This is a genomic window from Bacillota bacterium, assembly GCA_033549065.1.
In the GTDB taxonomy this organism is placed as follows: domain Bacteria; phylum Bacillota; class Dethiobacteria; order DTU022; family DTU022; genus JAWSUE01.
In genome coordinates this window covers 22,467-45,046 of record JAWSUE010000016.1, presented here as the reverse complement: position 1 = coordinate 45,046, position 22,580 = coordinate 22,467, and the positions used below count along the sequence as shown (strand labels likewise).

Here is a 22,580-nt window from a genome sequence, read left to right as displayed (position 1 = left end):
CCAGGTATATGAGTATTATCGGCAATATTATATGGATTATTTTGGGAGGATTTATCATCTTTCTGCTTTATTTAATCGGAGGGCTGCTGCTCTGCCTGACCATTGTCGGCATTCCTTTCGGGGTACAGTGTTTTAAGCTCTCCCTGCTCGGTCTGGTTCCCTTCGGTAAAGTGATAGTTGACAGCCCTTCGGCTACGGGAACCATAGCGATCATTTTTAATATTCTCTGGATCATCACCTTCGGGTTAATCATAGCCCTGACCCATATAGTGCTGGCCATTATACTGGCCCTGACTATTATCGGAATACCTTTTGCCCGGCAGCATATCAAACTGGCCAGCCTGGCCATTACTCCCTTCGGACACAGTTTCAGATAGCTAATTTTTATATCGAACCTTTTCTCTTTTCGAAAAAATCCCTGGCAACCTGGGGGAACATGGCATAGGTTAAATAGTCTTCTTCTTTTTCAACCAGCGAGCTGTCCAACTCTGCCCGAATTTTATCCCAGGCCGGTTCAAAGAGATCAGCCGGCCTGCAGGTGATCGGTTCTTCATCACCGATTGCTTTTTTCATCACCTTTGGATCAATCTCTCCCGGCGGTTTGCCGTAAAACCCTCGGATATAGTTTTTAACTTCTTTCGGGATTATCTTGTACCTTTCGCCCGATAGAACATTGTTGGCAGCCTGTGCCCCGACAAATTGACTGGCCGGCGTGGCCAGCGGGGGATACCCCAGCTCCTCCCGCACTCTCGGCACTTCGTCCAGAACCTGTTGGAATTTATCGGTAGCATTATACTGCTGCAGCTGGGCATAAAGATTCGATAGCATACCTCCCGGTATCTGGTAAGTTAGCACGTTCACATCTACCTGCAGAAAACGGTTGGGTATTGAATTGTGCCCTTCCAGAACGGTATATAGTTTTTCATTAATAATTTTTAGCAGTTCCAGGTCAAGCCGGGTATCATACATAGAATCCTTAAGAGCGGCAACCATGGTTTCCGTTGCTGGGTTTGAGGTTCCCATGGCCAGGGGAGACATGGCGGTATCCAGATAACGCACACCCGATTCAACTGCTTTCAGGTAGGTCATCATGGCCATACCGCTGGTGCTGTGACAATGCAGGAAAAGGGGTACTTTCAATTCCGGTAACAGAGAGACACACAGCTTCTCTGCATCAAAGGGACTCATCAGTCCGGCCATATCTTCAAATACAATAGCATCAACGCCCATTTTCTCCAGTTCTAAAGCCAGTTCCACATATTTTTCGATACTGTGAATGGGGCTTTTGGTGTAGAGAATCTGCCCCTGTACATTGGCCCCCACTTTTTTGGCCGCTTTTACCGGCAGTTCAAGGTTGCGGAAATCATCGAGCACATCAAAGATACGGAATATATTAATGCCGTTATTATAGGCGTAGGTTATAAATTTCTCGACTATGTCGTCCGGGTAGTGCTGGTAACCGAGCAGGCTCTGTCCACGCAGCAGCATACTTGCTTTTGTATCCTTTACCTTTTCCTTGATCGCTCTTAAGCGAAGCCAGGGATCTTCATTTAAATATCTGAGGCAGGCATCGAAAGTTGCCCCACCCCAAACTTCCATGGCATAAAATCCTACCCTGTTCATATCACCGGCTATAGATAATAGCTCTTCCGTGGTTAACCTCGTCGCCAGCATCGACTGCTGGGCATCCCGAAAAGTCGTATCAGTCAGATATACTCTGTTCATGTTGTGCCTCCCCCAGGGTGTAAACCGAAATAAATCTCATTATAGCAGACTTTGGACAAACATTTTAAGGTTATCAATGAAAGTGCAGATATGCAGGTTGAACTGCTTTCACTGTGAGCGATTATTTTTCCATTTAGTTAGTTCATATTCCAGGTAGCAGCGGACAGCCGCAGGATTCATACCCGGGAAGATGCTGTTGGATGTAGAGAGCATATATCCGCTCCTTCCTCCCTGTTCAATGCAGCGCCTGACCTCAGCCCCGACTGCTTCAAGATCATTTTCACAAAGAATATTTACATCCAGGTTGCCAACTAATATTAACCGGTCGCCAAATTCGGCCTTTAATATATCCAGGCGGTTACCGGCCGGTGGTTCCAACCCGTGAACTCCGATAAAGCCTGCTTTTACTGCATAGGGAAGAAGCTTTTCCATCTGCCCGTCGCTATGCCAGATAACCGGCACAGAAAGCCCTTCAACTATCGCCTGATGAAAAGGCAGGACAAGTTCCTCCCAGAGAGCAGGAGAAATCATCGGCCCGCCGCTGTGAGCAGCATCGTCACCAAGGACAATCAGTTCCGCCCCCAGTTCAACAGCCCGCTTAAAAACAGCAAGGCACCATTCAGTCCTGTTTTCCATCACAGCTTTAACCAAAGCTTTATCCTTCCCCAGGAAGCGGAACATGGTGCTCATACCCATTGCCATGTAGGTATTCATAAAAGGGCCGATGTGTGTTCCAAAGAAGGGAAAATGATCGGGAAATTTCGATAGCAGGCTGGTGGATTTGCCTTCATTGAAAAACCGGAGAGCATAGCCGGGAGGTGGGCTGAAGCGTTTTAAATCGCTATAACTCCTGACCATCCCGCTGAAATACATACCCTTCTTCCAGACGCGCCCGAATTCATCAAGCCCATCCTTCCAGGCGTTACTCCCGTCAGGGGGTTGTGAGGGAATAAGCAGGTTATCCTGGCCAAGCTCAGGGTGTGCGCTTAGCGGATCTGCCACACCCAGTTCTTCATAAAGGGCATCGACCCAGACCTCGAAACGGGGGATACGGTCCGGATTTTCCCGGTTAAGAACAGCACTGACCCTCTGCCTGGAGTTCATCTTTAAAACTCGCAGGAATTGACGGTTCGCGGAAAGGGGATAACGTCCCGTATATTGCTTACTCCGGTCAGGTACATAATGGCCCGCTCAAAACCGAGGCCAAATCCGGCGTGTTTTACCCCTCCGTATTTACGCAGTTCCATGTACCACCAGAGATCCTCCGGATCAATATTGAACTCGGCCATTCTCTTTTCAAGGACATCTGCCCTTTCTTCACGCTGGCTGCCTCCGATTATTTCGCCCACTCCGGGTACAAGCAGATCCATGGCAGCCACAGTTCTGGCGTCGTCATTCAGGCGCATGTAGAAGGCTTTGATTTCCCTGGGGTAATTGATTACGAATACCGGTTTTTTAAAAACTTTTTCGGTCAGGTACCTTTCATGCTCGGTCTGCAGGTCTCTGCCCCATTCAACGGGGTATTCAAATTTCTCCTTTGCCTGCTTCAGGAGGTCAACTGCCTCGCTATAGGTAATACGCACAAATTCTGCTTCAACAATGTCTTCCAGCCTTTGGCGGAGACCTTTGTCTACAAACTGGTTGAAAAATTCCATCTCTGTTTTGGCTTCATCCAGCACGTAACTGATCAGGTAGCGAACCATATCTTCTGCAAGATTCATATTATCGGTCAGGTCGGCAAAAGCAATTTCGGGCTCGATCATCCAGAATTCAGCGGCATGCCGGGCAGTATTGGAATTTTCTGCCCGGAAGGTGGGGCCGAAAGTATAGACGTCTTTAAAAGCGAGGGCAAATGCTTCCGCTTCCAACTGTCCGCTGACAGTAAGGTTTGTTTTGCGACCGAAAAAATCGGCGCTGCTATTGATACAGCCATTATCAGCTTTCGGGGGATTATTCAGATCCAGGGTGGTTACCCTGAATAGTTCTCCGGCTCCTTCGGCATCATTGGCAGTTATGATCGGGGCATGAAGGTAAATAAAGCCCCTATCCTGGAAAAACTTGTGTACTGCAAAGGAAAGGAGCGAGCGAACCCTGAAAACAGCGGTGAAGAGATTCGTCCGGGGGCGCAGGTGGGCTATTTCTCTTAAGAATTCCCGGGTATGTCTTTTCGGCTGGATCGGATAATCGGCCGGCGAATCACCTTCAAGAACAATTTCGGCTGCTTTTATTTCGAAGGGCTGCCGGGCTTCGGGAGTAAGGACAAGTTTTCCGGTTATGCTGATTGCAGAGCCAACCCCGAGTCTGGCTACTTCATCATAATTGACCAGCAAATCCTTTTCGTAGACTACCTGGACTGCATTGAAATGAGTCCCATCATTTAGAGCGATGAATCCGAAGGATTTCTGATCGCGGTTATTCCTTATCCACCCGTTTACATTTACTTCCCGATCATTGAAGGTCTCGGGGTTCTGGTATAGTTCCCTCACCGTTACCTTATGCATTGATATCCCCCTTGTAATATAATATATCTCATGATCGATCCCGTTCCAGATCATATATTATTTTTTCCAGGTACCACTCTTCCGTCTTACCCGGAAAACGCTCCTGCAGGTTTTTGATTTGGCGTTCGATCATCTCATCGGCTTCCGCTTTCGGCAGATTTAGCAGCTGGTATAATTTCTGCCGCAACGCACGCTGCCGGCCTGCTCCTCCCCGCCCCGGTTTCAGGGCTATGTAGAAGACCAGGGCTATAATAATTACCACTATAACAATTAGTGCACCCATACGATCTACCTCATTTATCTATTTCATTAAGCACTTACCGTATATTATACATGATATCTCCTCTATTTGAGTGAATCTGGTCTTTTTCCATTAATTCTAAGCTGTTATAATAGAATCAAAGATCTAACTAAGGAAGTGATCTAATGATCCGGAAGGTTAAACGAATTGTCGAAGGCGAAAACAAGATTGACGGAGCCGGAGTGGAGTTGATCAGGGTAATCGGCAAGTCGACAGTTAAGGATTTTGACCCCTTTCTGATGCTCGATGCATTCGACCACGACAATCCGGACAAATATATCAAGGGATTTCCATGGCACCCGCACCGGGGAATCGAAACAGTTACCTACCTCCTCGAAGGCGAAGTTCAGCATGGTGACAGCCTGGGCAATTCAGGGGTAATCCGCGACGGCGACTGCCAGTGGATGACTGCCGGCAGCGGTATTATTCACCAGGAAATGCCGCAAGCAGCGCCAAAAATGCTCGGTGTCCAGCTCTGGGTCAACCTCCCGGCAAACGACAAGATGATTCAACCCAAGTACAGGGACTTTACCAGAGCTGATATTCCTGCGGTTGAAAAAGATGAATATACTGTAAATATCATTGCCGGAGATTTTAACGGTACAATAGGCCCGATGGAAGAGATCACGGTCCAACCGACTTTCCTGGATGTCAGGGTCAATGCTTTGGGCAGCTTTTCCTATAAAACAGATCCCGATAATACCTTGTTTATTTATATCATAAAAGGTTCGGCAACCCTGGAAGCGGAAAACAACCGAACCCTTTCTTCCAAAAAGGCCATTCTCTTCGGTGAAGGTGATGAACTGCGGTTGAACGCAGGCAGTAAAGGCATTCAGTTCCTGCTATTTTCCGGTAAACCGCTGAATGAGCCGATCGCCTGGGGTGGGCCGATAGTGATGAATACCCATGAGGAACTGGCCCTGGCTTTCAAGGAGATCGACAACGGTATATTTATTAAAAAGCATCATGACGACGGAACTTTCAGCAGTAGTGATGTAAATAAATCATTTTACAGGTAAGCCTGGCAATTATCCGTTAAATCATCCATGGAGTTTGGCGGTAAGTTCTGCCATATTACTTTCCCCACCAAATATCTGCCCGACTATCTCTTCAACTTCCATTCCGTCGATAACGCTTAACTGTCTAGCCTTTTCGCCGGTAGCATAAAGGTAATCCAAAAAGTTCTTTAATGACTGCCGTCCTTCAGGGATTACCCTGCCGATAGATGTAAAAAGAATGAAATCCCGGTTCAATATCTTCCTCCGGCCTCAGGACCTTTAGCTTCTCTGATACGAAGAGATCTCCGGTAAAACACCAGCCCAATTCCGGTTCGATCAGTGCTGTATGATCTTTGCTGTGACCGGGTGTATCCATGACTTCGAACCGGTAATTTTTGGTAATAATTTTTCTTTCCTTGATCGGTTCAACATCCGCTGCCTCGGGATATCCCCAGACCAGTTCCTGGTAAGGGTAAAGCTGATGCGGTGTGTGGATTAGTGATATTGTAATAGGGTTGGCATAAATATCAATCTCTAACTCTTTTTGCAGTAAAGCACAGGCTCCGATGTGATCTTCGTGGTAATGGGTTAAATATACTCTTTCTATCTTTTCCCTCCGGGCAAAATCAAGCAGCTCTTCAGCAGTATGGCTGCAGCCGGTGTCAATCATCAGGCCATCAACGAGATAGGCAGCAACCCGGTATAATACCTGCCCGCTCATTTCCCGTCCCATTATTAACTGTATAACTTCACCGTACCGGCTCGATTCAAGCAATACTTCTTCCTCCTTGAGTAAACCAGTATTTTCTTCTATTTGAAGCTGTTTTAATCCTGCTACCTGTCAAAGATGTGTAGGGCAGGAAATCTGAAATAATTAGCGAAGCTAGAATATTTATATACCGGAGGTAATCATGAAAACTGACCAGGAGAGATTCAGCAAACTGATCAACTGCCTGGACGCCGGCTATGCTTTCTGCCAGTTTATCACTGACAAAGATGGCAATCCGGTTGATTACCGCATTTTAGAAATAAATAAAGCCTTTGAGAATATAACTGGCCTGGCTGAAGAACAGGTGATAGGCAAAAAAGCTTCTGAGTTATCCAGGATCACTGGAGAACAAGATATTTGCCGGGTCAGCACTTTTACCGACGATCTTACGAACGGTAAGAAAATCCGGACTGAAAACTACTTTTCTCATAACGGCTTATGGCTGGAAATTACTGCCCTCAGCGACAATCCCGGCTACTTCGCTGCAATCTTTCAGGATATCTCTGCGCGCAGACAATCAGAGGCAGATCTCGATTACCAGAACAAATCTCTTGAGGCACTATTTAAAAGCGCTCCCGATGCAATGGCCAGGTTAGACCAGGATTATTCAATTATCGATATAAACCGGATGTTTACCACTATGTTCGGTTACAAGTTTGAGGAAATCAAGGGGAAAACAATTGACCAGGTAATGAATATGGGCAAGCCCGGTTCGGCAAATGCTTCATTTACAGCCAGGGTAATCAACGGTGACTATGTTGAAGAGGAAGGGATCAGGTATAACAGGAATGGTGAACCGATCGAGGTTCTGATCAAAGGTCTGCCCATCTGTGTTGAAGGAAAACTGGCCGGAGCCTTTGCGATCTACGTGGATATATCCGAACGAAATAAAATAGTAGAAGCCTTGAAGTTCAGTGAGGAGAAATACAGGGTCCTGGCTGAATCAGTTGGTGCTATCCTCTGGGAATATGATATCGCCAGTGATCGGTGGACTTATGTATCTCCCCAGGTATTTGATATCCTCGGCTACAAACCCGAGGATTGGAAAGATATGCAGTTCTGGGTTAACAATATTCATCCCGAAGACCGGGGCTGGGCAACCAAGTATTGTGCAGAGTGCACGGAACGCGGCGAAGATCACATTTTTGAATACCGTTTTTTGAGAAAAGATGGAAGCACCGCCTGGCTGCAGGATGATGTAAAAGTTGAAACAGTTGATGGAAAACCGGTTCGTATGCGCGGTTTCCTGGTGGACATTACAGAACATAAAGAGGCCGAAGAAGCGTTACAGAGAGAGCGCTGGCGCTTGGAAAGTATAATCGAAGGTGCTAACCTGGGCACCTGGGAATGGGATCTACAAAGCGGAAAAACGCTTTATAACAAAAACTGGGCTGAAATGCTTGGTTATAGAAAAGAAGAGCTGGAACCGATGAGCGTTAAAACCTGGGAAGCCCTTGTCCATCCCGACGATCTGAAAAAATCGGATGATTTGATAGCCCGCCACCTGGCCGGAGAAATTCCTCATTACGAGTGCGAATGCCGAATGAAACATAAAGACGGCCGCTGGATCTGGGTTCACGACCGGGGTAGGATTATTACCCGTACTCCTGAAGGCAAACCACTGCTTATGTTCGGCATTCATTCAGATATTACCGAACGAAAGCTGGCCGAGGAAAAGATCCATTATGCGAGTTTCCACGACAGTTTAACCGGCTTGTATAACCGGACATTTCTGGACGAGGAACTTAAAAGGCTTAATCCAACCAGAAAACTGCCCGTAAGCATCATCATGGCTGACTTGAATGGCCTCAAACTGGTTAATGACACCTATGGACATTCGATCGGGGATAAAATGCTAAAGTGTTCCGCCGATCTTATAAAGCATACCTGCCGGGAAGAGGATATTATTGCCCGTTTCGGAGGCGATGAATTTGTAATTCTGCTCCCACAGACAACCATGGAAGAAGCCATGGCCTTATGCAGACGGATAAAAAGCAATTGTAGTAATACAGTTATTGAAGATGTACCAATTTCGATGGCATTAGGGGTGTCAAGTAAATTCAACCAGGATACAGATTTAATTGCAGTTCTGCGGGAAGCGGAAAATGTAATGTATAAACAGAAACTTACCGAAAGCCGCAGCGCAAAAAGTTCGGTGCTTAAAGCTCTACTTAAAACACTTGAAGCCAAGAGTTTTGAAACGGAAGCACATACGAGGCGTATGCAGAAAATCGCCCAGTTAATCGGTTCTCGAATCAACCTGACGGATGATGAATTAACACGCCTGGATCTGCTGATAACCCTACACGACATAGGCAAAATCAATATACCGGAAGATATACTGGTTAAAAGCGAACCCCTTACAGAAGACGAATGGAACCTGATTAAAAGACACCCTGAAATCGGGTTTAGGATTACCCGGGCAACCGAGGAATTTGCCCATGTTGCAGAAGATATATTGGCTCATCACGAAAATTGGGATGGAAGCGGATATCCAAGGGGCTTAAAAGGTCGTAAGATCCCTCTGCTGGCGAGGATTACCGCTATTGCCGATGCTCACGAGGTTATGAGTTACGGTAGACCTTATAAAGATCCGCTCAGCCCGGATGAAGTAAATAAGGAATTCTTACGCTGTTCAGGCTATCAGTTCGACCCGGATCTGGTGGATGTATACCTATACATTCAAAGAGGAGTGAACTTAAATGCTGAAACCTTATAAACAGCCACTACAGTTTCTGGATGGTATCCTTGACCGGGTATCTACCGTAATCGGCGCTGTCGCTTTATCCCAGTTCCCCCAATTCTTCGGCCAGTATATGCAGAGGCTTGGCGGCCATCTTGATGAGGCCAGAAGGGCTCTTAATGAATACATCGAAGCTGCTGCCGCGCTTAACCTTACCCTTGAAGAATATATACATGAACATCTCAGTTCAGGGAGTGAAATTTTCCGGTCCAGTGGTGAAGTGATTCAACGCTTGGTAGAAAGGGTTAACTCCCTCGAACAGGCTTATTCAGCCCTTCAGGATTCAACAATATATAATCGCTGGCTCATTTTCCTTAGAGAAGTCGATTGGTCTATCGCCGCCGGCACATGGGAAAATTTTACCCCCGGAGTACCGACAACAGCGGAAGGTCTAACCTATGCGCTGGCCGGACTGCTCATCGGTTGGGGCATCTATACCGCTTTGAAGAAAGCAGTATATGCGCCGATTAAAGCCCTGGGCAAAAAAGTAAATTAAGAAAATAATATGTTTCGAACCTGTTTGATCCATAAAAAACTCTTGGGCCGGTAAACTACCCGGCCCGTTTTACTGCACATTCATTTTCGGCACTTGCTCAATTAAAATTCCCTTCAGCGGGTTAACCGGTTTTTTTGGAGAGATCATGAACTTTAGCTCCCGCTACCCCGCAATCCGAACTTACCTTACCGATTCGACTCATCAACCTTGACCAATTAGAAGTGGGCTCGCATGAAGGAACCGAATCTTCTTTGGTTTTGGCACAGTTATCGGAGCAGAAATAGTGGATCTCGCAGTCGGGAGCTTTATATTTCTCATCCGGCGGATTACATACATTTTCCTCACCACAGAGTACTTTTTTTACTCCTTTTTCCTGCAGGTAAAAAGTTTCACCACAAATCGGGCACTCATATTTTTGTGTACTTTGTTCAGCCATTATTTGCACCTCCCTGTGCTTGTTCTTTTTATCACAAATACAGAATATTCTGTTACTTATTATTATGCATCATAGCCCTGAGTTTGTCAAGATGTATATAAAAAGTAATTATTTCACAAGATTGGTTGCAATATGGTTATATATTTCACAAGCGCTTCCCGGTAATATCAGATGAACATCGCATAAAATAAGTGGTGGTTTGCACATGTGCAGGATTTGCATTAATTTTGTCGAAATTGCATAAATAATAGGAGGAGTTCAATGGATTCAATCCATGATAAGTACCGATTACTTGTAGAAAATATGCCGGACGGGTTTGCCTATCACCGTATTGAAACTGATCCGGAGGGAAATCCGGTTGACTATACTTTTCTGGAAATCAATGATGCTTTTACTGAGCTCACCGGACTGCCCAAAGAAAAGGTGATCGGCAAAAAGGTCACCGACGTGCTGCCCGGCATCGAAAAGTCTTATTTTGACTGGATCGGCACCTACAACAGGGTTACCCTGAATGGAACGGCAGTCCGCTTTGAGCAGTATTCACAGCCCCGGGGCAGATGGTTTGAAGTCACCGCTTACAGTGATGCTCCCGGATTTTTTATCACCCTCTTTCGGGATATTTCCAGTGCAAAGAAGCTAGAAATATCGATTAAAGAAAGTGAAGAAAAATATAGAACCCTGGCAGAATCAGCCGGAGCCATCTTCTGGGAATATGACATTGCTGCGAATAGCTGGATATATGTCGCTCCCCAGGTTACAAAAATTCTTGGATATAAGCCGGATGAATGGTGTAGAAATCAATTCTGGACCGAACATATTCATCCTGATGACAGAAACTGGGCCTCCGAGCATTTCGAATTCTGTATTAAGCACGGCAGGGATTATGTATTTGAATACCGGTTCATCAAAAAAGATGGCAGCGTGTCCTGGTTGAGAGATGATGTAAAAGTTGAACTTGATGATGGTAAGGCAGTAAAACTCAGGGGCTTCATCATAGATATTACTGAACGGAAGAAAGCGGAACTTGCTCTGCAGGAAAACGAAGCAATACTCGAAAAATCACAGGAAATTGCCCATGTAGGAAGTTGGGTATTGGACCTTGAAACGAACTATTTAACCTGGTCGGCAGAGGTATACCGCATCCTGGGGTTAAACCCACATAATTTCGTCGCCACCTACGAATCATTTCTTGAACTGGTCCACCCGGATGACCGGGTACTGGTCGATACGGCTTATACTGATTCGGTTAAAGAGCTAGGCAATGAATACAAGGTGGAACACAGAATCATACGAAGAGATAACGGAGAAATACGTCATGTGCATGAAAAATGTATTCATGAAAGAAATAAAGCAGGAGAGATCATCAAGTCCATTGGGGTAATTCAGGATATTACCGAGCGAAAAATGGTGGAGGAACAGGTGCGGTTTCTCAGCCTTCACGACCGTTTGACCGGTCTCTACAGCCGGAATTACCTGGAAGACAGCATGACCAAGCTTGACACTCCACGACAGCTCCCAATCAGTATTATCATGGCCGATCTTAATGGCCTCAAGTTGATAAACGACACATACGGTCACACTGCCGGTGATGAGATACTGATCACCGCTGCTGATATTTTCCGCGATTCGTGCCGCCATGAAGATATTATTTCTCGCTTCGGCGGCGATGAATTTGTAATACTACTTCCGGCAACTACTGAAGAAGAAGCACATAATATCTGTAACAGGATCATCAGGAAAAACAGAAGGGTCAGAATCAGAGAAATCCCTGTCTCGATATCATTGGGTGTGGGCTGCAAGGAATCGGCAGATAGAACTTTGAAATCGGTTCTGCGGGAAGCTGAAGATAACATGTACAAACATAAGATGGTTGAAAGCCGTAGTACCAAGCATACAGTTCTGAAGGCCCTGCTCCATGCGCTGGAAGCCAAAAGTTATGAAACCGAGGCCCATACCAGGAGAATGAAAAATATTGCAAATCGTATAGGCGAACAGCTAAATTTGCCCGATACCGAACTGAGCCGCTTAAATCTGTTAATAACCCTGCATGATATCGGAAAGATTAATATTGCAGAGGAAATATTAACAAAAGAAGGCTACCTGGATACCGAAGAATGGGATGCCATAAAGAAGCATCCTGAAATCGGTTTCAGGATTGCCCGCGCTACTGAAGAGTTTTCCCATGTAGCAGAAGATATTCTCGCACACCACGAGAAATGGGACGGCTCAGGCTACCCGCACGGTCTGAAGGAAAAAGATATACCCTTACTGGCCCGGATAGCAGCTATTGCCGATGCTTACGAAGTGATGACTTACGGTCGCCCGTACAAAAAAGCCCTCCATCCCGATCAGGTGGTTGAAGAACTGAAAAAGAGTTCAGGCAAGCACTTTGATCCGGCACTGGTTGACATTTTCCTTTCACTACTGAAGAAAGGTAAGTTGGAAAACCAGTTAAATAAAATCGGATAAACGTATGGCATCCGGAGCTGAGATAACAAAGGCGCAGCAGTTAGACAAACTGCCTGGTGAGTAGAGTTTAATAAGCTCCAAATTCCCGGGCGGCATTGAAGATAGCCATGATCTTTTCCGGAGGAACTTCTTCCTGAATGTCGTGAATCGGGCAGAATATATAGCCGCCACCGGGCTTAAATATATCAATCAGCTCTTTAACTTCACCGGCCACATCGGCCGGTGAGCCTTTGATCAGGGTTGTCTGGGTCCGTACTCCGCCTCCCCAGAAAGCGATTTCTTTCCCGAATTCATTCTTGAGCCAGAGGGGATCCATTCCTGCTGCTGTCACCTGGACCGGGTTCAAAGCATCAATTCCTGCTTCGATGAAGTCGGGAATGAATGGTAAAATACTGCCACAGGAATGGAGCAGGATCTTGATACCGGGAGCAAACTCTTTGACAGCACGGCAAATCCTGAGCAGGTACGGCTTGAAAAGCTGCCGGAACATCTTGGTCGACATCTGCGGGCTGTTTTGAAAACCGTAATCATCACCCATCATTATTACGGTCAAATAAGGGCCGAGGCGCTTAAGATATTTTTCAAGGCGTTCAATACAAGTTTCAGTTAAAAACTCCAACCAGCAGTGTATGATGTCGGGTTCGGAGACCATAAAGATAAAGAACTTTTCATAACCGAAGAGTTCCTGACCGATCTGGTAAAGTGAAAAGAACAGTGGGCCTCCTGTGGCTGTAATAGCGTAATCAGTTTCATTAAAGAGCTTTCTGGCATGTGGTTCCAGAATGTCAAGTTCTTCATCACTGATCGAAAAAGCGCCGCTCTGACGCAGCAGGGGAAGGATATCTTCAAGTTGGGATAGATTTTCAACAAATCCAAGGGGTCTGCTGATCAGGTTGAAATGATGACCCTGTGCCGGCATGGAGAGCCTGGCTAAGCCGCCCAACAGGAGCATTTCCTGCGAACCGTCAGCTTTGATTTCCGGTCGGAAGCCACCTGGAACAAGTGCTTTTGACCCATCTTTCAAAATCCATTCCTTCCATTCTGAAGCAGGAACACCAAAATTATAATAGCGGGTTAGAGGCAGCAGGTCACCACCAACCATCCTGATAACCTCCAGCCCTTCTTCCAGATCGGGAGATGCCAGCATTGGTATGGGATCACGCATGTAGGTAACCGTGTCGATACCGGCATACGCTTTAAAACGGTTGTACGCCAGCACATTGATCCCGCTGTTATGGGTTGAGGCAAAGTCGATGGGAACCCGATCGGGCTCCCTGTGTTCAAGGGTGGTAATTACTCTCTCACGACGGGTCATTTCTATATCCATAAGCTATCCCTCTTTATCATTCGTAATCCGGTAGGGCAGTTTCGCGCCTTCAGGAATTGTGTCAATATATTTTTGCCTGAATGTTTTATCTTGCATCCTGCAGCGCAGCTTCTGTTTATTATACTCAGGATGAGAGGTTAGTTTCTGCCAGAGTTCTCCGACCGTAGATTCACGGATATTCCCAAAGGAGAGAGGCGTAAAATCGCAGGGGGTAAACTCGCCACGGGCAGTAATATGCAGCTGGAAACCGGCAGCCAGGCAGCCAATAAGACGTGAAAAACCGCGGCCACTGTTGGTCCAGCTCTGGGTAACAACCTTGGCTTTATTGTGCTGACGGTTGATCCGGGTCATGTCGGAAATCAGCCGGCGCCTTGATGTCCGGTCCAGACATAGATAATTTTTGCCCTTTAAATTGCCGGTTTCGATAGCGTCAAGGATGGTTAACTCGTGTGCCCCCCACTCGGTAGCAAGATCTGCCATGCGGGGCACGAAATGATCATTCATCCGATCACGTGTGGCATATGTTGATATACCGACAAAAAGTCCGGCCCGGGAGGCTTCCATAACACCTTGTTCCACGGCAGTAAATGCTCCTGTCGCACCGCGCAGGAGGTCATGTTCAAAAGGATCCGGTGAGTCAAGGCTCACCTGCAAGCCGAATAAACCGGCCTTTTTTAACTCATCTATTTTTTTTGAATTTAGCTCTGCAGCGTTGGTAAAAACCTGCGTAACACATAGTTCCTGCGGTACATATGCTACAAGATCGGCAAGGTCATCACGTAATAAGGGCTCTCCGCCCGTAAATGTAATATTACTAACCCCCAGTTCGATACACTGATCAACTACCCGTTTAATCTCCTGGAAAGTCATCACCGGTTGATCGGTGCTCCTGCCGGCAGCGCTGCAGTGCTCACAGCAGTACTGGCAGAGACCTGTTATACCGATCGTGGCCGCCATGGGCCGCGGCCTTTTAAATACCCGGGTTGAGATGAAGGATTCAAACAGGCGGGCGTGTGCCCTGCTTGGAACAGGAGGAAAATACAAGGTGTAAACGTTGCCTCCGGCTTTAGTCCCGATCAGGCCAAGAGAATTATGCGATCCAAAATATCTTTTGATCAACAGGTGAAGCCAGGGCGATCCGGCCCCGCTTACCCTGGTCTTCAAGCCAGTACCTTTTGGTTCAACTTCAACCTGCAGGTTTTTTAACCGGGGTATGTTTTCGATCTTATAGATCAACTTTAATTCAGCTCCAACGATTTAAATAGAATATACATAGAAATGATGTTTTTGTAATCACTTTCTATTGTTAAAATACCTGAACGATGAAGGTTTTCCTGCCCGGTTTAAAAATTAAATGTAATCAGAAATTATTTTTGGTTTTTCAAGAATTATGATATATATAACTGGCTTTACATGAAGGAGTAGACCTGATCAGGTTAACCAACGCTGAAAAATATTAGGAGCGCAAAGATAGCTGCTATCAAATTTTGAAATGGTTCAATACCCCCAGAGCCCGAAGAATGTTCCAACGGCTCGGTTTACCAATCTGTTCCATGTCAAAATGAACCTGCCCGGTCCGCATCCATTGTCAGGGCGCCGACCGGACAGCGCTCTTCGACACAGATAGCGCAGCCGGTGCATGCAGCCTGGTCCAGTTCCGCCCGGTAGGCAGAGCGAGCTATGCCCTCTTTGAATCCATGTTTGGTAAGCAGCATCAGCATATGACAACAACAGGAACAGCAGTTGCACATGAAATAAAGCCGCTCAGTTATATTGCTGCCGGTATGGACAAGCCCTGCCTCTTCAGATTCTCTGAGCACTTGCAGGGCTTCCTCCCTGGAAATAAAACGGGCCATACCTCTTTCAGCCAGAAACCGGGCAGCACCGTCAAAGGAGAGACAGACATCAAGAGGTTTATCACAATTCTTGCCGATAACCCGGCAGGGGCAGCGGGCCAGGGCAATGTCTTCTGTTTTCTTTAAAAGTTCGGAAGCTTTTTCATAGGGAATAATTTCGATCTCTTCGTCTGCCGGAAGTGCCTCTTCGGCAGGGAAAACCCTGATCCAGGGCGGTCGGGCTGAAGCCAGTTCTGCAGCCATATCCTGCATATAATAAGCATGCCACAGTTCGGCCAGGCGCTTTTCTTCCTGCGGATTTAACCCCTTCATGAGCGGATATTCAAAAAGGCCCGGATAGTTGGGTAAAAGAGAATAGTAAGTGTCCCCATTTTTTCTTTTCGCCAGAACCGCTCCCCTGTTGGCCAATGATTCGAGCTTTACAGAAACTTCTCCGAAAGAGAGCCCTGCTTCACTGGCGATATCGGAGGCTGTCCGGGGTATAAACTCCAGGTGAGTTGCAACCTCTATTTCATCCGGTTTGAAAAGTATTTTTAGGATTTCAATAAATTCTTCTGTTTTTGGCGCTCCGACGGGATGCCTGCTCAATTTATCACCAAGGTGATGGTAATGATGCATCTTCAGTCTGCCTCCTCGATAAATCCAATTGATTATCTGAAAGATTCGGTGAATTTCAGTTAATGCCTGCCTTTATTGGTAAACTCAGGACAGTTTTTTGAGTATTTCCTTGACCGCAAGCTATTACCTGTGATAAGTCTATAGAGGATTGATTTTGGATCTGTAAAGTAGGTGATGAGTATCTTATGATAATCGTCGAGAAATCAACTGCAGTTCGTGTTCTGCTGGGCATCATACTTTCGGTTGCCGGAGGGCTTGCTTTCGTGATTGCCTTTCCGCCTTACGAGATCTGGCTGCAAAAAAATAAAACCATCCGCGAGGGATGATTTTATTCTGACAAACTCTAATCTTTGGTTTAATCACCAAACAAACTCATGATTTTCTGGGCCAGCCCCATGAAAAACACCTTGATCTGGTTGCCGATTCCGACCCCTTCAATTCGAAGATTAAGGACCCCCTGGACAATTTCATCTTTTGAGGGATTGTTTATATAGCTGTCAATTGTTGCCCGGTCGATATAGACCAGAAGAGTTGGATCTTCGAGTTCGTTGGGCAAGAACTTTTCAATCAGACAGGATTTTGATAAGGTGGTTATCCCGATTATTTCTTCAGTGCCGTCTCCCATATCAACATAAAGGTTGATCCTTTCACCATCGAACATGCTTTTTACTACCCCGGGGATCTGATCGATATTTTCATTAAACATGTAGGCATAGGGCACCAGCAGTTCGTGAGTTGAAGACGGCTCTTCCGTTTCTTCCTCCTGGGCAAAAACAGGGACTGTGACCATGACTAACAGGACTATAAGCAGAGATATGATGATAAATAGATTACATTTCCCGATACGCAATTCCGACTGCCTCCTTAAAATAAAAAATGAACCCACCTGGTGAAATAATAGCACATTTTAATTCAAATCAACATCCGGAAAAAAATACAATAAGTGTACGCTTTAAAGCCTGTCCACTTTTCGTACACTTATTTGACTGAACTAATTCAAATCATCTATCAGTTGCCGGATTGCCTCGGCAATTTCGGCCAGTTTTCCGGAATCTACTATACTTAGATTATCTTCCGGGGTATGCGTGATCGTCTGGCTTTCCATATTGTCAAGAAACCACCTCGATGTGAAGGCAATCGCCGGTCTTCCCTGCTGAATAAATATGCTGTGATCTCCCTGGTACCACTCCGGGCCTTCGCATAAACCGGAATACCGACTGAAAACTGTTCTAGCTGCCTGTAAAATTTCATCCGGAAGAGTAAAAAAGGAAAATGCCGAGTCTCCATCCAGGTATCCGGCACCATCAATATTGATATTCAGTAATATCGTGTCGAATAAATTCTGGTTAGCCTTGATATAATTCATCTGGCCGGGCGCTGAATAATAGTCTTCGCCATTTAGAGCTACAAGTTCAACCAGCTTGTTGCCGCTATAATCTCTCAGCAGCTCCGCCAGCAGGAGCAAAATAGTTACACCGGTAGCATTATCGAGAGCACCTGGAGTGCCTTTCTTTGCATCGATGTGTGCAGTTATCACCATTCGCTCAGAAAAACCGCTGCCTTTGCGAGCGATAATGTTGCTGGCAATTCCTGGAATTCTTTCGGAGTAAGACTCGATGTACACTTTCTCACCAAGGTGAGACAGGATTTTTTTACCTTCCTCTTCTGTCATATAAACAGAAGGAATATTAAAATCGCCATCCTCGATCAGGGGAAAAGGATAGACCCCACCGGCAAGGGCAGCGTTTCTACCGGTCGCGCAGATAATAGCAAGAACACCGCTCCTTTCAAGGGCTGAAACGATTTTCTTATGCTCTTCGGGGTTATAAAATACGAAGTTTTTGGGCATCAATTGCTCGCGAGCAATTTCTCCATGCAGCAGGATAATTTTACCCTGAAGATCTGTGTTTTCCAATTCGGTGAGATTGCCCGCTGCTGCCAGGTTGGCCGATACGGAACACCCCAGTGAATAAGGGCTGACCAAAACTTCATAATGTTCACTTCCGATTTTCAGGCTGGCTCCACCATCATGCCAGTCTAATACATTAAAGGTTGCCGCTTCAGTTTCAAAACCGCGGGAAGATACTTCTTCCAGGAAAAACCCTGTTGCCTGCCTGTTTCCCGGGCTGCCAACCGAACGGCTGGGAATACGCCTGCATAAAGTGTTCATGCAGTGATTGCTCAGCGTGATTAAACCTTCCCTGTTCATCTAAAACCTCCACTCATCATATTATTCCAGGTTGATGCGGTTAATAAAGGACCTCCAGATCATTTTTTACTTTTTCCCCGCCGGTATAACAGGTATTTCTCAACTTCAGATCGGGATAATGAATTGAAAATATCACCTTTATCAAGCCAACCCTTTCGGGCTAACGATACCCCTAATTCAATATCTATAAAATTCTCCAGACGGTGTGCATCGGGATTTATTGAAACCAGCAAACCCATCTCCTTGACTTTTTTCAGATGCCGCCAGTCAAGATCGAGCCGAGCCGGGCTGGCATTCAGTTCAATAATGATTCCCTTTTCAAGAGCTACTTCAAATATTGTTTCAAGATCGATGGGCGAACTGTCGCGACCGAGTAAGAGTCTGTTTGTGGGGTGCCCAAGCATTGTGACATATGGGTTTCTAAGGGCTTGTATCACCCGTTCGGTCATTTTTGACCGTTCCATTTTCAAGCCTGAATGGACAGAGGCGATAACGAAATCCAGCTTCTCTAAAATTTCGTCAGGATAATCGAGTGTACCATCTGCCCGAATATCCGCTTCAACACCGGCATATATCCCCAGGTTCGAATACTTTTCACGCAGGGCCTGAATCTCTTCGGCTTGCCTTTTTAGATCATCATCCTTTAGCCCCCCGGCATAAAATGCTGATTGGCTGTGATCGGTGATCCCGACATACTCAAGGCCTGAGTCAAGGCAATACCGGACAATCTCTTCCAGTGTATTTGTTCCGTCACTGTAGACGCTGTGAACATGGAAAATACCTTTAATATCTTTACTCTCAACCAATAAGGGCAGAGTACTATTTTCTGCTGCTTCAATTTCGCCGTTATTCTCCCTTAATTCGGGAGGGATATAATCAAGACCGAGTGCGGCAAAAAAATCTTTCTCAGTACTGCATTTTACTAGTTCCTCGCCGCGGAATAATCCATATTCGTTAATCTTGAGCCCCATGCTTTTTGCCCTGTGCCTCAGAGCAGTGTTATGTTCCTTGCTGCCCGTAAAATGGTGCAGGGCATAGGGATATTCGGATTTCTTCACAACCCGTAGATCGACATTTATACCTTCTTCCATCTGAACTGATGCTTTCGTATCTCCGAGAGCAATTACGCCGGAGATACCGGGCAGTTTTGTAAATTGATGGGTTAGGTTTCCCGGTTTTTCGGCAGATGCAACCAAATCAATATCCTTAACAATTTCCCTGAAACGGCGAATACTGCCAGCTAGGCTTACTTCACCAATACCAGGGATTGTTTTCATCTGTTCGAGCAGATCGTCAGCTATCAACATTGCCTCACTATAAAAATACTGATTCTGGTTGCGCCTTAAGAATTCAATTCCTTCGAGAATATTTTCCTGTGTTTTCGACCCAAACCCTTTTATATTTATCAACCTGTTTTCACGGCAGGCATATTCAAGCTCAGCCAGAGTGGTTATATCGAGCATTTCATGAAGAGTTTGTATTTTCCGCGGTCCAAGGCCAGGCACTTTTAAAATTTCAAGAAGTCCTTCCGGTATACTCTGCTTAAGTTCTTCGTAATAGACTAGTGTCCCGGTTGTAACAAGTTCGGTAATCTTTTCATTAAGGGCAGTGCCAATACCCTTGACATCTTTTAGTTTACCTTCCCGGACCAATCTTTCCAGTTCTTCCTCACCCATCAATTCAATAATCCGGGCCGCATTATAATAAGCCCTGCTCTTAAAAGGATTCTCTCCCTTCAATTCAAGCAGGACACCTATCTCCTCAATTAATCCCGCAACGCCATGCTTCTCCATAACCTATCCTTTCGTCACCCACTCAAATAAGTGTACGCTTTAAAGCCTGTCCACTTTTCGTACACTTATTTCATCAACAACGTTTTTCATATTAAGTTTAGCATATTCTTTGAAGTTAAAATACTATAAACTAAGCCCTCTCCATCCATTTATTCAGCAATTAGTTATTGAAAGAGGAATTTACTGCAAGTATAATTATTTAGGGTGATTGTTATCAAAAAATCTAGGATTGAATACGCTGGCGCAGTTTATCACGTTACCCAGAGAGGCAATAATCAGGAGCCTATATTCGGCAAGACCGTTGAAAAAGAGACTTATCTGGATCTTCTTAAAGTCTACAAAGCAAGACTTGATTTTCAGTTATTCGGTTATGCAATAATGGATAACCATTTTCACCTGTTGGTTAAGACCGGAGAAGTGCCCCTCAGCAAAATCATGCACCCAATCAATACAGCATATGGCAAATATTACAACCATGAAAATAATCGAGACGGCCATGTGTTCAGTTCAAGGTACTATGCCACCTTAATTCTGGATGAAGATTATCTTTTTTCAGTGCTTCGTTACATCCATTGGAACCCGGTCCGGGCGGATATCTGCCAAACTGTTTCAGAATATAATTGGACCAGCGATTGGGCTTATCAATCAAATAACAATAGTTTTGTGGATATCGACTTTATCCTCAATATTACATCCTCAACCAGGTCTGATGCAATTAACAATTACAGACAGATGATGAAAACACCAGATGATTTTAATTACATGGCATTCAGAAAAAAAACTGTGAAGAAAGAAAAGGAATTCGAACGTGAAAAAATCGGCAGAAAAGCAAGGGAAGTTTTATTAAGAGATATTGGTGCCTCTGATGAAGAAATCATGCAGATTAAAAGTGGCTCACGGTCCCGACCATTAATACCGTTAAAACAACTATTTATCAAATCGGCAATCGAGGAAGGTTATTCCTTTACCGAAATTGGTGAGTTCATGAATTTATCCAAATCAGCAGTCTATAAATTATCCAAATAAGTGTACGAAAAGTGGACAGGCTTTAAAGCGTACACTTATTGGCACCAGTTGGTGATCATGAGGGCTATGGAGCAAACTGCTTCGAGGACCTGATCGATTTCGATGTATTCGTTGACGGTGTGGGCGAGGCTGACGTCGCCGGGCCCGTAGAGAACTGTAGGGATATTGGCGTAAAGATTGAAGATTCGCATATCAGAGCCGTAGGTTGCTGCATCGTATTGGACACTCCGGCCCAGGATCTGTTGGTGACTTGCTGCAAGAGTTTTGACCAAATCACTGTTAATGTCCGTTTCAGCCGGCTCGAACAGCCCCTCGTACCACTCTATCTCCGGCAAATTTTCAGCAAGCCAGGAGTCAGTTTCAGCAGCCTGCCGCAAAGTATCCTCAAATTCACGGTGCATTTCTTCGACAGTTTCCCCGGGGAATATACCCATCCGCCCATGGGCTTCGAGCAGATCTGGTACACTTGAAGGCCATTCACCGGCTGCTACAGTCCCCACGCTAAAGGGCGCAACATTTCCGGGGTTCTCATAAAATCGGTTACTGAACCTTTCGTGCCTCCGCCGATCCATCTTTTTAAGCGCATCATAAAGGATATAGAATTTATCGATGACATTAATGCCTTTATAGGCCATGCAGGCATGAATCGAACGGCCTTTAACAGTGATTTTAAAGGTATGGCAGCCGGACTGAATATGACATATTTTCAGCTTTGTCGGCTCCAGGATGATGCAGCCGTCAGCGCTTAAACCGCTTTCAACAGCAGCAAAAGCACCACAGCCCCCGGTTTCCTCACCACAAACGCTGCTAAAGAATAGATCTCCGCTATTTGTATAACCGAAATCCTCTAAAATCTTGATAGCCATAATTCCTGCTGCAAGACCGCCCTTCATATCAAGAGCCCCCCTGCCATAGACCCGACCATTTACATACTTTCCGCTCAGCGGGTCATCAATCCAGCAGGAAGTATCACCGGGAGGAACAACATCAACATGACCGTTCAAAATAAGCGACCGCCCTGAACCGCCTTTTCCTTTTTTCAATCCGATCAAACTGTAACGCCTGTCATATGAAAATCCATCATAACTAAACCCTTTATATTTTTCGAGCTTATCAGGTTCCACCTTAACCAACCTGGTTTCCATCCCAAGCTCCTCAAGTTTTCCCCGAAGATATAGCTGCATATCTTCAGCTTCCCCGGAATAACTGCGTATACGCACCATCTCTCCGATTAACAGGGCCAGGTTGCTTCGATTATTTTCTGCTTCATTTCTGATCTGCTCTATCAGCTGCTTCATCTTATGTTCTTCTCC

Annotated in this window: 21 protein-coding genes; 7 read left to right on the top strand and 14 right to left on the bottom strand. The window is 45.6% G+C overall.

Annotated elements, in window-relative coordinates; all coding sequences use genetic code 11:
• Positions 1-377, top strand: a 377-nt coding sequence (locus tag SCJ97_10560) for a YccF domain-containing protein (GenBank protein ID MDW7740477.1), incomplete at its 5' end; no start/stop codon positions are given.
• 7 nt (positions 378-384) lie between these two features.
• Here the strand turns inward: SCJ97_10560 and SCJ97_10555 are convergent.
• From SCJ97_10555 to SCJ97_10540, 4 genes are all read right to left on the bottom strand, one after another.
• Positions 385-1,725 carry a pyruvate carboxylase subunit B gene (locus SCJ97_10555; GenBank protein ID MDW7740476.1) on the bottom strand — a complete coding sequence of 447 codons (1,341 nt, stop codon included), beginning with the start codon at positions 1,723-1,725 and terminating at the stop codon, positions 385-387.
• Between the two features lie 108 nt (positions 1,726-1,833).
• On the bottom strand, positions 1,834-2,829 hold the full coding sequence (locus SCJ97_10550; protein ID MDW7740475.1) for a uroporphyrinogen decarboxylase family protein: 996 nt from the start codon (positions 2,827-2,829) through the stop codon (positions 1,834-1,836).
• Between the two features lie 2 nt (positions 2,830-2,831).
• Complete coding sequence (gene asnS / locus SCJ97_10545; GenBank protein MDW7740474.1) at positions 2,832-4,226, bottom strand: asparagine--tRNA ligase; 1,395 nt, start codon at positions 4,224-4,226, stop codon at positions 2,832-2,834.
• A gap of 28 nt (positions 4,227-4,254) precedes the next feature.
• Positions 4,255-4,509: a hypothetical protein gene (locus tag SCJ97_10540; GenBank protein ID MDW7740473.1), complete on the bottom strand. Its 255-nt coding sequence runs from the start codon at positions 4,507-4,509 to the stop codon at positions 4,255-4,257.
• 143 nt (positions 4,510-4,652) lie between these two features.
• Here SCJ97_10540 and SCJ97_10535 point away from each other — a divergent pair, with 143 nt between their 5' ends.
• On the top strand, positions 4,653-5,546 hold the full coding sequence (locus SCJ97_10535; protein ID MDW7740472.1) for a pirin family protein: 894 nt from the start codon (positions 4,653-4,655) through the stop codon (positions 5,544-5,546).
• A 21-nt stretch (positions 5,547-5,567) separates the two neighbouring features.
• Here SCJ97_10535 and SCJ97_10530 read toward each other — a convergent pair whose 3' ends face one another.
• Together SCJ97_10530 and SCJ97_10525 are read right to left on the bottom strand one after the other, a co-directional pair.
• Positions 5,568-5,780, bottom strand: a complete 213-nt coding sequence (locus SCJ97_10530; GenBank protein MDW7740471.1) for a hypothetical protein — start codon at positions 5,778-5,780, stop codon at positions 5,568-5,570.
• Entirely contained in the window at positions 5,731-6,300 is a 570-nt protein-coding gene (locus SCJ97_10525; GenBank protein ID MDW7740470.1) for an MBL fold metallo-hydrolase, read from the bottom strand. The genes SCJ97_10530 and SCJ97_10525 overlap by 50 nt, the downstream gene beginning before the upstream one ends.
• A 136-nt stretch (positions 6,301-6,436) precedes the next feature.
• Between SCJ97_10525 and SCJ97_10520 the strand changes: the two genes are divergently transcribed.
• Positions 6,437-9,013 (top strand): PAS domain S-box protein, encoded by a 2,577-nt coding sequence (locus SCJ97_10520; protein ID MDW7740469.1) that lies wholly within the window; start codon positions 6,437-6,439, stop codon positions 9,011-9,013.
• On the top strand, positions 8,997-9,533 hold the full coding sequence (locus tag SCJ97_10515; GenBank protein ID MDW7740468.1) for a DUF2937 family protein: 537 nt from the start codon (positions 8,997-8,999) through the stop codon (positions 9,531-9,533). Before SCJ97_10520 ends, SCJ97_10515 begins: the two co-directional genes overlap by 17 nt.
• Before the next feature lie 121 nt (positions 9,534-9,654).
• Here the strand turns inward: SCJ97_10515 and SCJ97_10510 are convergent, their stop codons facing one another.
• The gene (locus SCJ97_10510) at positions 9,655-9,969 is read right to left on the bottom strand and encodes a hypothetical protein (GenBank protein MDW7740467.1); all 315 of its coding nucleotides are present in this window, start codon (positions 9,967-9,969) and stop codon (positions 9,655-9,657) included.
• A gap of 261 nt (positions 9,970-10,230) precedes the next feature.
• On the opposite strand from SCJ97_10510, the gene SCJ97_10505 reads away from it, so the two are divergent.
• Positions 10,231-12,438, top strand: coding sequence for a PAS domain S-box protein (locus tag SCJ97_10505; GenBank protein MDW7740466.1), 2,208 nt, complete (start codon positions 10,231-10,233; stop codon positions 12,436-12,438).
• Positions 12,439-12,505: 67 nt separating this feature from the next.
• Here SCJ97_10505 and SCJ97_10500 read toward each other — a convergent pair whose 3' ends face one another.
• The 3 genes from SCJ97_10500 to SCJ97_10490 all read right to left on the bottom strand — a co-directional run bounded on the left by SCJ97_10500 (position 12,506) and on the right by SCJ97_10490 (position 16,239).
• The gene (locus SCJ97_10500) at positions 12,506-13,765 is read right to left on the bottom strand and encodes a uroporphyrinogen decarboxylase family protein (GenBank protein ID MDW7740465.1); all 1,260 of its coding nucleotides are present in this window, start codon (positions 13,763-13,765) and stop codon (positions 12,506-12,508) included.
• A 3-nt stretch (positions 13,766-13,768) separates the two neighbouring features.
• Positions 13,769-15,001, bottom strand: a complete 1,233-nt coding sequence (locus tag SCJ97_10495) for a radical SAM protein (protein MDW7740464.1) — start codon at positions 14,999-15,001, stop codon at positions 13,769-13,771.
• A 320-nt stretch (positions 15,002-15,321) separates the two neighbouring features.
• Positions 15,322-16,239 carry a hypothetical protein gene (locus tag SCJ97_10490; GenBank protein MDW7740463.1) on the bottom strand — a complete coding sequence of 306 codons (918 nt, stop codon included), beginning with the start codon at positions 16,237-16,239 and terminating at the stop codon, positions 15,322-15,324.
• Positions 16,240-16,424: 185 nt separating this feature from the next.
• Between SCJ97_10490 and SCJ97_10485 the strand changes: the two genes are divergently transcribed.
• On the top strand, positions 16,425-16,565 hold the full coding sequence (locus SCJ97_10485) for a hypothetical protein (GenBank protein MDW7740462.1): 141 nt from the start codon (positions 16,425-16,427) through the stop codon (positions 16,563-16,565).
• Positions 16,566-16,594: 29 nt separating this feature from the next.
• Here the strand turns inward: SCJ97_10485 and SCJ97_10480 are convergent, their stop codons facing one another.
• The 3 genes from SCJ97_10480 to polX form a co-directional block, all read right to left on the bottom strand.
• On the bottom strand, positions 16,595-17,089 hold the full coding sequence (locus SCJ97_10480; protein MDW7740461.1) for a hypothetical protein: 495 nt from the start codon (positions 17,087-17,089) through the stop codon (positions 16,595-16,597).
• 141 nt (positions 17,090-17,230) lie between these two features.
• Entirely contained in the window at positions 17,231-18,448 is a 1,218-nt protein-coding gene (locus tag SCJ97_10475; protein MDW7740460.1) for a M28 family peptidase, read from the bottom strand.
• A gap of 59 nt (positions 18,449-18,507) precedes the next feature.
• On the bottom strand, positions 18,508-20,241 hold the full coding sequence (polX, locus tag SCJ97_10470; protein ID MDW7740459.1) for a DNA polymerase/3'-5' exonuclease PolX: 1,734 nt from the start codon (positions 20,239-20,241) through the stop codon (positions 18,508-18,510).
• 204 nt (positions 20,242-20,445) lie between these two features.
• Here polX and SCJ97_10465 point away from each other — a divergent pair, with 204 nt between their 5' ends.
• Positions 20,446-21,267 (top strand): transposase, encoded by an 822-nt coding sequence (locus SCJ97_10465; GenBank protein ID MDW7740458.1) that lies wholly within the window; start codon positions 20,446-20,448, stop codon positions 21,265-21,267.
• Between the two features lie 35 nt (positions 21,268-21,302).
• Here the strand turns inward: SCJ97_10465 and SCJ97_10460 are convergent, their stop codons facing one another.
• Positions 21,303-22,565 carry an ArgE/DapE family deacylase gene (locus SCJ97_10460; protein MDW7740457.1) on the bottom strand — a complete coding sequence of 421 codons (1,263 nt, stop codon included), beginning with the start codon at positions 22,563-22,565 and terminating at the stop codon, positions 21,303-21,305.
• Positions 22,566-22,580: the final 15 nt, after the last annotated feature.